Annotated in this window: 14 protein-coding genes; 3 read left to right on the top strand and 11 right to left on the bottom strand. The window is 32.5% G+C overall.

The genetic code is table 11. From position 1 onward, the window contains the following. Positions 1 to 294 precede the first annotated feature (294 nt). The gene (locus B2G86_RS11265) at positions 295 to 849 is read left to right on the top strand and encodes a 3'-5' exonuclease (RefSeq protein ID WP_078358260.1); all 555 of its coding nucleotides are present in this window, start codon (positions 295 to 297) and stop codon (positions 847 to 849) included. Between the two features lie 44 nt (positions 850 to 893). Here B2G86_RS11265 and B2G86_RS11260 read toward each other — a convergent pair whose 3' ends face one another. The 10 genes from B2G86_RS11260 to gatC all read right to left on the bottom strand — a co-directional run bounded on the left by B2G86_RS11260 (position 894) and on the right by gatC (position 11,705). Beyond that, positions 894 to 1,109: a hypothetical protein gene (locus B2G86_RS11260; RefSeq protein ID WP_078358259.1), complete on the bottom strand. Its 216-nt coding sequence runs from the start codon at positions 1,107 to 1,109 to the stop codon at positions 894 to 896. A gap of 118 nt (positions 1,110 to 1,227) precedes the next feature. After that, a complete protein-coding gene (gene dinB / locus B2G86_RS11255; RefSeq protein WP_078358257.1) occupies positions 1,228 to 2,295 on the bottom strand; it encodes a DNA polymerase IV in 1,068 nt (355 codons plus the stop codon). 69 nt (positions 2,296 to 2,364) lie between these two features. Next, positions 2,365 to 2,910 carry a DUF3267 domain-containing protein gene (locus tag B2G86_RS11250; protein ID WP_078358255.1) on the bottom strand — a complete coding sequence of 182 codons (546 nt, stop codon included), beginning with the start codon at positions 2,908 to 2,910 and terminating at the stop codon, positions 2,365 to 2,367. 99 nt (positions 2,911 to 3,009) lie between these two features. Continuing rightward, entirely contained in the window at positions 3,010 to 4,146 is a 1,137-nt protein-coding gene (locus B2G86_RS11245) for a PQQ-dependent sugar dehydrogenase (protein WP_078358253.1), read from the bottom strand. A gap of 131 nt (positions 4,147 to 4,277) precedes the next feature. After that, on the bottom strand, positions 4,278 to 5,651 hold the full coding sequence (gene rlmD / locus B2G86_RS11240) for a 23S rRNA (uracil(1939)-C(5))-methyltransferase RlmD (protein ID WP_078358261.1): 1,374 nt from the start codon (positions 5,649 to 5,651) through the stop codon (positions 4,278 to 4,280). Between the two features lie 60 nt (positions 5,652 to 5,711). Further along, complete coding sequence (locus tag B2G86_RS11235) at positions 5,712 to 6,677, bottom strand: diacylglycerol kinase (protein WP_078358251.1); 966 nt, start codon at positions 6,675 to 6,677, stop codon at positions 5,712 to 5,714. Positions 6,678 to 6,748: 71 nt separating this feature from the next. Further along, positions 6,749 to 8,209, bottom strand: a complete 1,461-nt coding sequence (locus B2G86_RS11230; RefSeq protein ID WP_078358249.1) for a helicase HerA-like domain-containing protein — start codon at positions 8,207 to 8,209, stop codon at positions 6,749 to 6,751. Between the two features lie 292 nt (positions 8,210 to 8,501). Beyond that, complete coding sequence (gene gatB, locus B2G86_RS11225; RefSeq protein WP_078358248.1) at positions 8,502 to 9,929, bottom strand: Asp-tRNA(Asn)/Glu-tRNA(Gln) amidotransferase subunit GatB; 1,428 nt, start codon at positions 9,927 to 9,929, stop codon at positions 8,502 to 8,504. Positions 9,930 to 9,935: 6 nt separating this feature from the next. After that, on the bottom strand, positions 9,936 to 11,402 hold the full coding sequence (gatA, locus tag B2G86_RS11220; RefSeq protein ID WP_078358246.1) for an Asp-tRNA(Asn)/Glu-tRNA(Gln) amidotransferase subunit GatA: 1,467 nt from the start codon (positions 11,400 to 11,402) through the stop codon (positions 9,936 to 9,938). A gap of 3 nt (positions 11,403 to 11,405) precedes the next feature. Further along, complete coding sequence (gene gatC / locus B2G86_RS11215; protein ID WP_078358244.1) at positions 11,406 to 11,705, bottom strand: Asp-tRNA(Asn)/Glu-tRNA(Gln) amidotransferase subunit GatC; 300 nt, start codon at positions 11,703 to 11,705, stop codon at positions 11,406 to 11,408. 165 nt (positions 11,706 to 11,870) lie between these two features. On the opposite strand from gatC, the gene putP (B2G86_RS11210) reads away from it, so the two are divergent. Together putP (B2G86_RS11210) and putP (B2G86_RS11205) are read left to right on the top strand one after the other, a co-directional pair. Then, on the top strand, positions 11,871 to 13,394 hold the full coding sequence (gene putP / locus B2G86_RS11210; RefSeq protein ID WP_078358243.1) for a sodium/proline symporter PutP: 1,524 nt from the start codon (positions 11,871 to 11,873) through the stop codon (positions 13,392 to 13,394). Between the two features lie 256 nt (positions 13,395 to 13,650). Beyond that, a complete protein-coding gene (putP, locus tag B2G86_RS11205; RefSeq protein WP_078358241.1) occupies positions 13,651 to 15,183 on the top strand; it encodes a sodium/proline symporter PutP in 1,533 nt (510 codons plus the stop codon). Positions 15,184 to 15,277: 94 nt separating this feature from the next. On the opposite strand, the gene B2G86_RS11200 is transcribed toward putP (B2G86_RS11205), so the two are convergent. Then, a complete protein-coding gene (locus B2G86_RS11200; protein WP_078358240.1) occupies positions 15,278 to 16,465 on the bottom strand; it encodes a CamS family sex pheromone protein in 1,188 nt (395 codons plus the stop codon). Positions 16,466 to 16,467 lie beyond the last annotated feature (2 nt).

The raw sequence follows: 16,467 nt of genomic DNA, 5'->3' as shown, positions 1-16,467 counted from the left end.
AGATGTGTATAAGAGACAGGTTGTGGGGCTTGGTTGTGGGGCTTGGTTGTGGGGCTTGGTTGTGGGGCTTACTGGCAGAATTCTGAATTGTGCTCCTTAGATTGCGCTAACTGGCAGTATTCTGAATTGTGCTCCTTAGACAGCACCTCTTACGGACATTTCTCAGAATTTTGTCCCTTACACACACTCACTTACGGTCATTCAATCAACTTTTAACACCTTATATTTATAATTCATCATGATTTACTTTATGTCCTTATATGATTATAATTACGTTCTAAAGGAAGTGATGAAATGTCTTCATTCGTAGCACTAGATTTTGAAACTGCTAACGGTAGTCCCGAAAGTATATGTTCTGTAGGGATGGTTAAAGTAGTTGATCATCAAATTACGGAAAATTTTTATACTTTAGTGAATCCTGAAGATTATTTTTCTAGTATGAATATTAAAATTCATAAAATCAAACCTTCAGACGTAACTAATTCACCTACATTTGATATTGTCTTTCCATATATGATGGACTTTATCGGTGATTTACCAGTCGTTGCTCATAATGCTAAATTTGATATGAATGTATTGTTTAAATCACTCATGAAACTTGATATTGAGATTCCTGATTTAACTTATTTTTGTTCATGTATATTAGCAAGAAAAACTATAAACAACCCCCGATATGGCTTGGCACCTATGATGTCGTACTATAATATTGATTTTAAAGGACATCACCATGCCTTAAATGATGCAAAAGCATGTGCGATCATAACGTACCGACTCTTAAAACATTACCCAGATTTAGATTCAGTCCTAAGTATATATGGCAAATCATTATCTGATAAAAAATATGTATAAAAAAACAGTGACGAAATGTTATATTTCTTCACTGTTTTTCAATATTATTCTTTGTGTTGAAATTCTTTTTTTAAATCTCTTCTCAAGCTTGCTTTGTTAACAGGTCTTTCTAGTTTTTTATCTAACCAGAATAACAATATTGCAATTGCAACAATTCCTAGTAATTTTATTACATCAAATGTACCTGTATCAATGGAGCTTTTAATAAATAATATAATCAATAACACTGTAATCGCTATAATTGAAAATTTAAATTTCATATCAATCTCTACCTTCTTATTTGTAAGTATTAAATAATACCCTTTTTTCTTTTAAATGAAACTCGTTCATAACTTATATTAGAATACTAAGGATAAAATTAAATATCAAGTTAAGTGTTTATATGAAATCATATATCGTTAAATTACGGTAAGTTCTAGAAACTAAATTCCCAATGGATACACCAACTAAGCGGATAGCTATGTCGGTATCTTTAAGAGAATTATACAAATCATATGCGATATTATATATTTCCACTTCATCGTATACTGGTGTATTGCTACTAGTTTGTTTAGAAAGTGTTTCAAAGTCGTGTGTTTTTAACTTAACTGTAATTGTTCTTCCGGCTAATTCATGTCTATCTGCTCTATTAGCAACTTCTCCACTTAACTGACGTATAGTGTTTAATATGAAATCATCATCATTTTGGTCTGTTTCAAAGGTTGTTTCTCTTCCGATTGATTTCCTAATTCTTGTAGGTTTAACATGAGAGTGATCAATACCACGCACTTTATTATAAAAACTGACGCCTCTTTTTCCAAATAGCTGAATCATTTCCATTTGATTATATTGATATAAGTCTTTCCCAGTATGGATACCTTTTTCTTTCATTTTTTCTTCGGTTACTTTTCCAATACCTGCAAAATCTCCTATAGGTAATGACATCAATAAATCGTGTGCATTTTCATAATCTATGACTGTTCTTCCACTCGGTTTATTCATTCCACTGGCGAGTTTTGCTAAAAATTTATTATAAGATACACCTGCAGATGATGTAAGATGCGTCTTATCGTAAATATCTCTTTGGATATACTGTGCGATCATTGAAGCTGGTAAGTCTCTTCTAACGAGCTCTGTAACATCTAAATATGCTTCATCTAATGATAATGGCTCAACGATATCTGTATAACTCTTAAAGATAGCCATGATGTCATTCGAAACTTCTCTATAATGATTTAACCTTGGACGAACATAGTAACCATCAGGACATAGTTTATGTGCTTGAGCCATTGGCATTGCAGAATGTACACCAAATTTTCTAGCTTCATAACTAGCTGTTGAAACCACACCTCTACCAGAAGCTCGTCCACCTATAATGACTGGTTTACCTTTTAATGTTGGATTATCCCTCACTTCCACTTGAGCAAAGAAAGCATCCATATCGATATGAATTATTCGCCGTTCCATTGTATACACCTCTACAAAAAAATAGGAAGTTGGTTGCCCAAATTCCTATATATTATATCAAAATTTCTATTAACTTGTTGATTGTAGGTCTTTGTTCTCTGAAAATAGATTAATTCCTACTTCAGTATCTTCAACGTATTTCATCTGTTTATTACTATAAATAATTTGAGCCATATAGAAATCCCCTATACAAGCTGCACCATGAAAAGAAAAGATATAAATGATAGAAGATACTTGTAGCCATAATAAAGAGACAAGTAAAGCTAAACTTATTATGACAAAAGGTACTAGCAAAATAATATAAAACTGCTTCCTATTAAATATAGCATGAGGCATTGTCGCAAAAAACATACCATTCATATAACCATATTTAACTTTAGAAGAAGGATTAAATAATTTAAAGCAAATACCGTGAATCAATTCATGTACAAATACTAATACAATTAAACCAATTATCCCGGTTACGATATTCCTTAAAAACCCCTCATCATAAACATATACAACATTTGCTATAACTTTAAAACTAATTAGTATTAGTGAAAGAAATAGAACAAACTGTAATAACGCTAATCTTTTTAAAATAGAAACGTTGTTAATTAAGTCAATTTTAAGCATCTAACTCCCCCATAAAACCAATTCTTAATAATCTTTACATGCTTATTATAAAATATAAATGCCGTTATTACTAATCATTACACAATTTATGTCATTTTATTATTTCAATTGACTTAAAGATACTTTATACAATTTATCGTCATTACCTGAAGGGTTTCCTCTACCATCGGAATTATTACTAATGAAATATATTTCATTATTTACGATATAAACATCTCTAATTCTTCCATAATCAGAAGCAACTTTATTCATTTTGTTATTATTTATATCAAACTTCATTATACCTTCACCACGTAAAGCAGCAGAATAAATTATCCCATCATGATAAGCAAGACCTGATGGAGCCCAAGTATCATCTGATCCTGAAGTGAATAATGGAGATTCCATATTAGATTTTTCTTCATTACCTTCAATTACTGGCCATCCATAATTATGTCCTTTTGTAATTTCATTAATTTCATCATTCGCTTGATTACCATGTTCACTCGCATACATCTTATCATCTGAAGTCCAAACCATGCCTTGCGGATTCCTATGACCATAACTATAAACATAAGAATTAGAAAATGCATTATCACTTGGTTTACTACCATCAAGGTTCAATCTTAAAATTTTTCCACCTAGTGAATTTCTATCTTGTGCATTTTGTTCATCAGAAGCATCACCGGTTGTTGCATATAACTTATTATCAGGTCCAATTTTCAGTCTTCCTCCATGATGATATTGACCACTAGGAATATCATCTAACAATAATGCTTCTTCATTCCATGTATCGCCATCTAGTTTCAACTTCACGATGCGATTGAACTGTCCATCATTATTTTCATACGTATAATACGCGTAAGCTTCATTAGAATTCTCAAAATCTGGTGCAAGAACTAAACCTAATAGACCAGCTTCAGCATCAGTTGATACATCTTCTTCTAAGTTCACTTTCTGTTCTATCTTCTTATCCCCTTTAATCTTAACAATCTTGCCAGGACGCTCAGTTAAATAAAAAGTATCACTAGTCTTCGCAATACTCCATGGCGTATCTAAGTTATCAACCACTGTTTCAACACCTTTAGTTTCCTTGCTATCTTTTTGATTATCCGATTCACCCTGTTGTTTAGTTGCATTATTTTGGGTTTGGTTATTTGTTTCTTCAGTCTTCTCACTAGCATCTTTACTAGAATCACTACCACAAGCAGACAATAAAAAACAGACCGATATGGCACTCATTAATACGTTCTTCATAAACAACCCTCCTTAATTTATTTATACAGATGTATGCGCATTCATACAATAAAATAGCTCAAAAAGAAGAGGCAGAAACAAATTAATTGTCTCTGCCTCTTCTCATTATATTAGTAATAATGGCTAGCTGTTTAATCAGTTATTTTTTCTATTAAAGCAACTGTCTCTACATGTGTAGTATGTGGAAACATATCTACAGGTGTGATTTCTTTTAATTGATAACCACTTCCTTTTAATATCTCTACATCTCTTACTTGTGTTGCTGGATTACATGATATATACACAATTCTCTTAGGTGAAAGTTCTATTAAAGTTTCAATAAATGTTTGATCGCATCCTTTTCTTGGTGGATCGACCATTACGACTTCTGGCTTTATACCTTCTTTTTGCCATTTTAAAATGATTTCTTCTGCTTTTCCTGCTTCCCATGTCGCATTATCTATATGATTGATTTCTGCATTTTCTTTCGCATTTTCTATAGCTTGCTCTACAACTTCAACGCCGTAAACATGTTTAGCTTTTGGTGACATATAAGATCCTATTGTCCCGATTCCGCAATATGCATCTATAACTGTTTCTTCTCCATCTAATTGTGCATATTCTAAAGCTTTGTTATATAATTTCTCTGTTTGTACTGGATTGATTTGATAGAAAGAAGAGTCAGATATTTTAAACTGAAATTCTGAGAGTTTGTCAGAAATCGTGTCTTGTCCATACAATGTATGTGACGTATTACCCATTATAACGTTTGATTTTTCTAAGTTTATATTATGTTTAATACTTACAACATTATCAAATTCTGACGTGATATATTCTATAATTTTGTTTTTATGGCTTAATTGTTTGCTGTTTGTTACAAATATAACCATTGTTTCTCCAGTATAATATCCGCTTCTCAATATGATATGTCTTAACTCACCTTTATGTTTTCGCTCATTATAAATGCTTATATTAATTTGCTCTAATAAAGCTTTAAGTTTAATCATAATTTGATCATGTTTTTCATCTTGTATCATACAATGGTCAATATTTACGATATCATGGCTTCTCTGTCTATAGAAACCTAACTCAATTTCGCCTTGTTCATTCTTACCCACTGGTATTTGTGATTTATTTCGATATTGCCATGGATTTTCCATTCCGATTGTTTCATGAATAACCGTATCTTCAAAGTTTGATTTACGTTTAAATAAGTTTACAACTTGTTCTTTTTTCATTTCTAATTGTGCTCTATAGCTCAAATGTTGAAGTTGGCATCCTCCACACACGCTATAATACTCACAGGGTGGTTCAATTCTTTTTTCAGATGCTTCTTTAATTGTTATTAATTTACCGATAGCGAATTGCTTTTTTACTTTAATAACTTTAAATTCAATCGTTTCATCTTTTATTGCATTTGGTACGAAAATAGGATAACGATCAAATTTAACAACACCATGTCCTTCATGTGTAAAATCGATCACTTGTCCTGTGTATATTTCGTTTTTATTAACTATACCTGCCATAATAACTCCTTCTTTCACGTTAAACATAGAAAAAAGGGACAAAATAATGTCCCCCTGTATTTATTCTTCTGTTAGTTCTTCGTGTAATCTTTCTCGTTCTTTTTCTACCGTTTCAATACCATGTTCTCTCTTCACTCTTTCAAGTTTAGAAAATACTTCTATATGTTGTTTTAAGTTCAAGAAATTAGCAGGTAATACGCCACCAAATTCTCCATCAACATTTAATTGAATTTGTTCAAATGATGAAACGTTTATTGTTTTAGCTTTTGAATAATGAACTTTAGGGTGATTGATATGATCACCTCTTGAAGCAAGCGTCATAATATGACCTAGTTCAGCAATGTTCACTTTTTCTAAAATGAGCAATGTGAAATTCCCATCATTAATATCTGCATCAGGTACAAGCTTTTCAAATCCTCCGATAGAATTTGTTAGGCCAATTAAGAACATCATTGCTTCACCTTGAAATACATTTCCATCATATTCAATGCGAATATCTGTCGCCTTAATTTGAGGTAACATCTCTAAACCTTTAATATAATAGGCTAATGGACCTACCATCGTTTTAAGTTTACTTGGTGCTTCATATGATACTTCTGTAATTTTTCCGCCACCAGCAATGTTTATAAAATAACGATTATTCATTTTACCTACATCAACTGGCACTAAATCACCTTTAATAATCGTATCAACGGCTTCCATAATACTATTCGGTATAAGTAGTGCTCTACCAAAATCGTTTACAGTACCCATAGGAATTAATCCTAATTTAGGACGTTTTTTAGCTTCTGCTATTCCATTAATCACTTCATTTAATGTACCATCCCCACCAGCTGCAATGATAACATCATAATCGTACTTTAATGCTTCTCTAGCTGCATTTGTTGCATCACCAGCACTTGTGGTAGCATGTGCACTTGTCTCGTATCCAGCTTGTTCTAATTTAATTAACACATCAGGTAATGCCCTTTTAAATACTTCTCGTCCTGATGTTGGGTTATAAATGATCCTAGCTTTTTTCTTCATTGTGATCCCTCTTGTATTTTCTTATATCTTTATATTAAAGCAAATGTTAAATATAAGAAAGTAAAAAATGATTAGCGTTTTTTTGTTCCAAAAATATTTCTCACAATTTCTCTTCCAATTTGTCTCCCTACCGTAGAAAGTAATTTTGAAGTTTCTTTTTGGAATTGAGAAGACTTCTCTTTTTTCTTTGGTTCTGAGTCTTTTTGTGTATTTTTAGTTTTCTTAGAACTTTTACTTTCTTCAGATGTTTCTGGTTGCTTTTCTATTTTTTTCTGCAGCATTTCAAAAGCACTTTCTCGATCAAATGTTTCTTTATAAGTTTCGTTCAATGGCGAATTATTTATAAGGTCTTTTTTGACATGTTCATCAATTACACCAATTTTACTTTCTGGAGGACGGATAAATGCACGTTCAACTATATTTGGTTGTCCTTCTTCATTTAAGAATGAAATAAGAGCTTCACCAGTTTTTAATTCTCCAATCACTTGAGCTGTATCAAAATTTTCATTTTGTCTGAATGTTTGTGCTGCACTTTTAATTGCTTTTTGGTCTTTAGGTGTATAACTTCTTAATGCATGTTGAACTCTGTTACCAAGTTGTCCGAGAACAGATTCAGGTATATCAATTGGATTTTGAGTTACAAAATAAATCCCTACACCTTTAGAACGAATTAATCGTACAACTTGTTCAACTTTTTCAATAAGTTCCTTGGAACTATCATTAAATAATAAATGAGCTTCATCAAAGAAGAACACAATTTTAGGCTTTTCAGGATCTCCAACTTCAGGTAGACTCTCGAATAATTCAGATAATAACCACAATAAGAATGTAGCATATAATTTTGGCTTTTGATATAAGACAGATGCGTCTAATACGTTAATCATACCTTTACCAGACTCATCAAATTTAATAAAATCTTCTAACTCTAGAGCTGGTTCACCAAAGAAAGTTTCTGCACCTTCAGATTCTAATCTTAACAACGAACGTTGAATCGCACCTATAGAAGCAGAAGAAATATTTCCGTACTTTTCAGCATACTCGGCCCTATTAGCATTTATTTCTTTTAAGAGTGCTTTAAAGTCTTTCATATCAATTAGTAATAGTCCACTCTCATCAGCAACTTTAAATACAATATCTAAAACACCAAGCTGAGTATTGTTCAAGTCTAATAATTTACCAATTAAAAGAGGACCCATTTCTGTAATAGTTGTTCTTACAGGAACACCATTTTTTTGAAAAATATCAAATAAAGTTACAGGATACGCATTATTGCTATATTCATCAAGCTTTACTAAGTCTAGTCGTTCTTGAATTTTATCATTGATAGAACCAGATTCAGCTATGCTAGAAATATCCCCTTTAATATCAGACATAAAAACAGGAACACCAGCTTTTGAGAATTGCTCAGCCAAAACTTTTAAAGTAATTGTCTTCCCAGTACCAGTAGCACCAGCAATTAAACCATGTCTATTAGCTTGACTTAATTCTAAATTAACTTCATTTTCATTTTTAGCAATTTTTAATTGTGTCATGTGCAGTCAGTCCTCCATTATCAATATGATTTATTACCATTGTACTTTAACTCAACGACCATGCAAGCAATAACATAAATGAAGAAAGTTATTTTCAGCAAATAATAGAGCGTAAATAGGTTGTTCTTACTGGCAGAATTCCGAATTATGCTCCTTAGTGACAGCCCCTCTTACGGACAATTCTCAGAATTTTGTCCCTTACACGATAAAAAAAACGCTCATTCATTAGGTTTAGCTAATGAATGAGCGTTAATTAATATAAGTCTCTCAATTCTAACTTATATCTTTATATTTATCTTTTTTCTAATTCTGATTTTAGTATTTGGTTAACAACTTGTGGGTTAGCTTGTCCTTTTGAAATTTTCATAATTTGACCAACTAAGAAGCCCATTGCTTTACCTTTACCATTTTTAAAGTCTTCTACTGATTGTGGATTGTTATCTAAAGCTTCAGTAACAAATCCTAATAATGTCGCTTCGTCTGAAATTTGAACAAGACCTTTGTCTTTCATAATTTGATGAGCGTCTCCACCATTTTGTGCTAATTCTGGGAATACTTTTTTAGCGATTTTACTACTCATTGTACCGTCTTCTATTAGCTTAATCATTCCTGCTAAGTTTTCAGGTGTAAGTGCAGTATCGTTTAATTCAATTTGATTTTTGTTTAAGTATTCATTTACGCCACCCATTAACCAGTTAGAAGTTAATTTAACATCTGCGCCATGTTTAATAGCTTCTTCAAAGAAATCTGACATTTCTTTAGTTAATGTTAATACATGAGCATCATATGCTGGCAATCCTAAATCATTTACGTAACGTTCTTTACGTACGTCTGGTAAGTCAGGAATTGTCTTACGAACACGCTCTTTCCATTCATCATCAACATATAATGGTACTAAGTCTGGTTCTGGGAAGTAACGATAATCATCTGAACCTTCTTTTATACGCATTAAAATTGTTTCTCCAGTTGATTCGTTAAAACGACGTGTTTCTTGTAAAATTTCTCCGCCTGCTAATAATACTTCTGCTTGGCGTTTTTCTTCATGTTCTAAACCTTTACGTACATAGTTAAATGAGTTTAAGTTCTTAAGCTCTGCTTTAGTACCGAACTCTTCTTGACCATATGGACGTAATGATATATTTGCATCACAACGTAAAGATCCTTCTTCCATTTTACAGTCAGAAACGCCTGTATATTGAATGATTGCACGTAATTTTTCTAAATAAGCATAAGCTTCCTTAGGTGAACGAATATCTGGTTCTGATACGATTTCAATTAATGGCGTACCTTGACGGTTTAAATCCACTAATGAGTAACCATCTTTATGTGATAGTTTACCCGCATCTTCTTCCATGTGTAAACGCGTAATACCGATACGTTTTGTTTCTCCGTCTACTTCAATATCAATCCAACCATTTTCGCCGATTGGTTGATCGAATTGAGAAATTTGGTAAGCTTTTGGATTATCTGGATAGAAATAGTTTTTTCTATCGAATTTAGATTCTTTAGCAATGTCCATGTTTAATGCCATTGCTGCACGCATAGCCCAGTCCACAGCAGTCTTGTTAACTACTGGTAAGACACCTGGATATGCTAAGTCAATTACGTTTGTATTTGTATTAGGTTCCGCACCAAAATGAGCTGGTGATGGTGAAAACATTTTTGATTCTGTTTTTAGTTCGACGTGTACTTCTAAGCCGATTATTGTTTCAAAATGCATTCAGATTCACACTCCTTGTAATGTTTTATAGTCATCATGTAAGTTAAATTGAGTTTCGTATTGATAAGCAACTTTGTATAATGTTTTTTCATCGAATGGTTTACCAACAATTTGTAAACCAATTGGACGACCATTTGATTTACCACAAGGAATTGAGATAGAAGGTACACCTGCTAAGTTAACTGGAATTGTTAAAATATCATTTGCATACATTGTCAATGGATCATCGACTTGTTCACCAATGTTAAATGCTGTTGTTGGTGCAGTTGGTCCTACGATAACATCATAGTCATTAAATACTTTTTCAAAATCTTGTTTTATTAAAGTACGTACTTTTTGAGCTTTTTTGTAGTAAGCATCGTAATAACCTGAGCTTAATGCAAATGTTCCTAACATAATACGTCGTTTAACTTCATCTCCAAAACCTTCTCCACGAGACTTTTTATATAATTCTTCAAGTGTATGAGCTGATTTTGAATGATAACCATAACGGATACCATCGAATCGAGCTAAGTTAGCTGAAGCTTCAGAAGATGCAATAATATAGTAACTCGCAACACCGTATTTCGTATTTGGTAATGATACACGGTCTACAGTTGCACCAAGTGACTCAAGTGTCTTAACTGCTTCATTAACTGAGTTCTTAACGTCTTCAGAAACACCAGATCCAATAAATTCTTCTGGAACAGCTATTTTTAATCCTTTAATATCTTTACCAATTTCAGATGTGAAATCCACATTTTCAATTGGCGCACTTGTTGAGTCTTGAGCATCGTGTCCAGAAATAGTTTCTAAAATTAATGCATTGTCTTTAACACTACGTGTAATTGGGCCAATTTGATCTAATGAAGATGCAAATGCTACTAAACCAAAACGTGATACTCGACCGTATGTAGGTTTCATACCTACTACACCACAATAAGATGCTGGTTGACGAATTGAGCCACCTGTATCTGAACCTAAAGCAAATGGTACTAAGCTTGCTGCTACTGCTGCAGCTGAACCACCTGATGATCCACCAGGTACTGCTTTATGGTCAAATGGGTTAACAGTTGTCTTAAAGTAAGAGTTCTCATTTGAACCACCCATTGCAAATTCATCCATATTTAATTTACCAACTAAAATACCATTTTCAGCATTTAATTGTTTCATCACTGTTGATTCATAAATAGGAATAAAGCCTTCTAACATTTTACTTGCACATGTAGTTTCTACACCTTCAGTAATAATGTTGTCTTTGATACCCATTGGAATACCAAATAACTTACCTTCCATTTTATCTTCAGCTTGTAGTTTATCTTGTTCTTCAGCCTTTTTAATTGCTTCTTCCTTGTTTAAAGCTAAGAATGCTTTGACATTTATATCATCTGCTTCAATTGCTTCAAAAATATCTCTTACAATTTCAGATGGCTTAATTTCTTTATTTTTAATCATTTCTGATAAACGCTCAATTGTTTCATAACGAATTGTCATGCCTTAGTCCTCCTCATTCATAATAGCTGGAACTTTAAATTGTCCCGCTTCTTTTTCTTTAGCATTAAGTAATGCTTGTTCTTGAGGAATTCCTAATTCACTCTTATCTTCTCTTAGAACATTTTGTAAATCCAATACATGGAATGTTGGTTCAACATTTTCAGTATCAACTTCATCTAATTGTCCTGCAAAGTTTAAGATCTTCTCTAAAGATTTTGTGAATTCATTGACTTCGTCTTGTGAAACTTCAAGTCTAGCTAAATTAGCAACATGTTCAACTTGCTCAGATGTTACCTTCGTCATGTGCGACGCCTCCTTAGTTAATCTAACATCATACAATTTTACCAAATTTTCATATAAAAATCTAAAGTTATTGAAAATTAGCTTCATGAAAGCGCATACATTGTGTATAATAAATTATCAGAATTTTTTCTGAATTTTATGTCAATGAGTAAGAGGTGGTTTTTCATGTTTATACTTGGAAATGCATTTAAGAATGTTAAGGTCGAAACTACTTGGGAAACATATGTCATGATTACTGTTTATTTTGCAATTCTACTAGCAATTGGATTCTATGCTTACAAACGTTCGACGAGTACGCTCGATGAATATATGTTGGGTGGTAGAGACTTAGGGCCATTAGTAACTGCCCTATCAGCAGGTGCTTCAGATATGAGTGGTTGGATGATCATGGGGTTACCTGGTTCCGTTTATAGCACTGGTTTATCTGCAACTTGGATAGCGATAGGACTTACAATCGGTGCTTGGTTAAATTATATGCTCGTTGCATCTCGATTAAGAATTTATACTGAGTTAACCGATAATGCGATAACTTTACCTGACTATTTTGAAAAGCGTTTATCAGATAATACAAGAATTGTAAAAGTGATTTCCGGACTAGTTATTATAGTATTTTTCACTTTATACACACATTCAGGAATGGTTGCAGGTGGTGTGTTATTCAACAGTGCTTTCGGTATAGATTACCACGTAGGTCTATTAATAGCTGCGAGTATCGTTATTCTATACACATTATTTGGTGGTTATCTCGCCGTTTCATTAACTGATTTCTTTCAAGGTGTCATTATGATACTTGCTTTAGTCCTTGTTCCAATAGTAGCTTTATTAAAATTAAATGGACTAGATACTTTTGCAGAAGTCGGTCAACTCAAGCCAACGAACTTAGATTGGTTTAAAGGTACGACGACTGTTGGCATTATCAGTTTACTTGCTTGGGGATTAGGATATTTTGGGCAACCACATATAATAGTACGTTTTATGTCTATTAAATCACATAAACTTATGCCTAAAGCTCGTAAAATCGGAATATCTTGGATGGCAATTTCATTAATCGGAGCTTGTATTACAGGACTTCTAGGCATTGCTTTTGTCGAACAAACAAATGTAAAAGTGGATAATCCTGAAACAATATTCATTGTTATGAGCCAAATTTTGTTTCATCCATTAATTGCTGGATTTTTCTTAGCAGCAATTTTAGCTGCCATAATGAGTACGATTTCTTCTCAACTTCTTGTAACTTCAAGTGCATTAACTCAAGATTTTTATATGTTAATAAGAGGCAAAACATTACAAGATAAAGATCACGAAAAAGAATTCGTACTTGTAGGACGCTTATCAGTATTAATCGTTTCAATAGTTGCAATGTACATAGCTTGGAACCCAAATGATACGATTTTAAATTTAGTTGGTAATGCATGGGCTGGTTTTGGTGCAGCTTTTGGCCCACTCGTCTTGTTATCTTTATATTGGAAACGACTCACTAAATATGGAGCAATTGCAGGTATTTTATCTGGTTCAATCGTTGTTATTTTCTGGATATTCATGAAAGATCACGGTGGCATTTTTGAATTCTATGAAATTATTCCAGGATTTATATCAAGTCTCGTATTAACAATATTAGTCAGTCTATTTACGAAAGCTCCTGAAGACATTAAAAAGTTCGACGAAATGGAAAAAATATTAAAAAATTAAAATTCTTTTTAAAATTTTATTCATTAAAATTTAGACTTATAAAAATATTAAATCACATCTTGCGAAAACGCTTATAGAACAAGCTATTAAGCAACTTATCATAATTTATATTTGTGGACAAATTGTGACACAATTTAATAAACATGGTAGACTAGATAAGCACAAAAGTTACTTTTTACCCTTTGATTATTATTTCAGTTGTGTATAATGGTCAACGTGCAACTTTAAAAAATATAAAAAATAAAGGAGCGGGAATATGTTTATTTTAGGACAAATTGACGCTAGTTCTGGAGTTGCTTCAGGCTGGCAGACTTACTTCATGATTATAGTCTACTTTGTAGTTTTATTAGCAATTGGTTATTATGCTTATAAACAATCAACAAGCAATTTAGATGAGTACATGCTAGGTGGCCGTAGTATAGGTCCTTATGTAACAGCATTATCCGCTGGTGCATCCGATATGAGTGGTTGGATGATTATGGGACTTCCAGGTGAAGTTTACAACATTGGATTATCAGCAACATGGTTAGCAATCGGTTTAACAGTAGGTGCATGGTTAAATTACATATTAGTAGCACCGAAATTACGTGTTTATACTGAACATACTGGAAATGCAATTACAATTCCAGATTTCTTTGAGAAACGTGTCGCAGATGATACACATGTATTAAAAATTATTTCAGGGATTATTATTGTAGTATTCTTTACGTTGTATACCTCAGTAGGTATGGTTTCTGGTGGTACTTTATTCGAAAGTGCTTTCGGAGTTGACTACAGACTAGGTATTATCATAACGGGTGGTATAGTTGTATTATATACTTTCTTTGGAGGATATTTAGCTGTTTCACTTACAGACTTCTTCCAAGGTGTGATTATGTTAATAGCAATGGTAATGGTACCTATTGCGGCATTATTAACATTAAATGGTTTAGACACTTTTAATACAGTGGCAGAAGTTAAACCATCAAACTTAGATTTATTTAAAGGTACTTCAGCTATTAGTATTATTGGTCTAATTGCATGGGGACTTGGTTATTTTGGACAACCACATATTATAGTAAGATTTATGTCAATTAAATCTCACAAATTATTACCTAAAGCTAGACGTTTTGGTATAGGTTGGATGGCTATTTCATTAATTGGTGCATGTTTAGTAGGTTTAACAGGTATTGCTTACATTCATGAAACAAGTCATACAATCGATAATCCAGAAACAATATTTATTTTAATGAGTCAAGTATTGTTCCATCCATTAGTTGGTGGATTCTTCTTAGCAGCTATTTTAGCAGCTATTATGAGTACAATATCTTCACAATTATTAGTAACATCAAGTGCTTTAACACAAGATTTCTACAGAATCATAACTAAAAAGCGTGGTCTTGAAGCAGACCGTGATAAAGAGTTTGTTTTGATAGGTAGATTTGCAGTATTATTAGTTGCAGTTATAGCTATATTACTTGCATGGACACCTAACGACACAATCTTAAACCTTGTAGGTAATGCTTGGGCAGGATTTGGTGCTGCATTTGGTCCACTTGTATTAATGTCATTATATTGGAAAGGTTTAACTAAGAACGGCGCTATTGCAGGTATGGTTACTTCTTCTATCGTTGTATTATTCTGGATTATGATGAAGAGTCATGGCGGCATATTCGAACTATATGAAATCATTCCAGGTTTCTTTACGAACGTCGTTGTTACAGTAGTAGTAAGTTCATTTACTAAAAAACCAACAAAAGAAGTTATTGATAGTTTAGATCATATGAATCGTGTTTTAAAAGAAGACTAATTAAACAAAAAGCTCTGAACACCCTATTAAAGGTTGTTCAGAGCTTTTTTGTTATAGAGAAACATTTTTATAAAATAAATTTCTATTCTAATCACTACTTATAAATATGAATTTGTGGTTCATCATCGTCTTTATCTTTTGTAATTAAAGCTTGTGGTTCTTCCCCATCAACAATTGATATTTCAATATCATCTACACCTTTGAAATATTTTTGAGATAAATCAGCTACATATTGTGTAACCCCTATTACTTCAGCTTTTCCATAATAATCAAGTGGAATTTTCACTTCAAGTTCAGTAAGTTTGTCATCATCAAACTTACCAGTACCAACTGATTGTGTGAAATTCGGGAAGTACTTTTGTAAGTCTTGATTAAACTGTTCAAAATTAGTATTTAAATTTTTGTCTAAGTTTGATGCTTCAGAAGATGGGAGTGTAACATTTTTTTGATTAATTTTTTCCCAACTTTTTACTGTTCTTTTACCGCCTTCACTAGATGCATGGGCAACAAATTTTCCAGGTTTAATATCACCTTCACCTGATTGAATGAAGATAGCAAAATTAATAGGAACATTTTTAAGATCATCTCTTACACGTAAGCGAGATAATATTTCTTCAGCCATCTCTTTACCTTTTTTCTGAACTTCTTTATTATCTAAGTTTTTAGTATAAGTTTCACCATAATCTTCTTTTTGATAAACATATTCACTATTCATTGCTAAACCAATTGTCATTCCAGATATTTTTTGTTTTTTAGCATCACTTTCTGTGAAATAGTCTTGTTCGATTATATGAGATAAGTATGTAGGTGAGTTATCTGCTATTTTTTCAGGATCTGTTTCTCCATCATGCGTTGGATTGAGTCCTAGGTTTTCTTTAGCTTTACTTTGCTCTTTTTCTTCATCACTCATATCCTTAATTTCTGCTTTAGTATATTTAGGTGCTAAATACGCACTTACTGTATCTTTATCTAAAAACTGTCCATCTCTATATAGGTAATCATCTGGTGAAAATGTTTGTTTACTTATATCTAACAAACCACTTTCGAATGCTTCACTGTTATAACTTGAAATCATGTTGTCTTGTGTTAATCCTCTAGCAGCACTGACTTTGAATGGTAATAAAGTACGGTAATAATCGCTAGAAATTTGCATTCCTGTAGATATTTGTTTTGTTTGCTCTTTTTCTTTATCAGATTTTTCTTGATCTGCTTTTTGAGTAGTATCTGATGAACATGCTGAAAGCAATATTACAGACGCTAAAATAAGAAACCCTTTTTTCATAT

Origin of the sequence: Mammaliicoccus fleurettii (genome assembly GCF_002018435.1) — a bacterium.
Classification (GTDB): Bacteria; Bacillota; Bacilli; order Staphylococcales; family Staphylococcaceae; genus Mammaliicoccus; species Mammaliicoccus fleurettii.
Note: the sequence above shows the minus strand (reverse complement) of the source record. Positions and strands in the feature narration are given on the sequence as shown.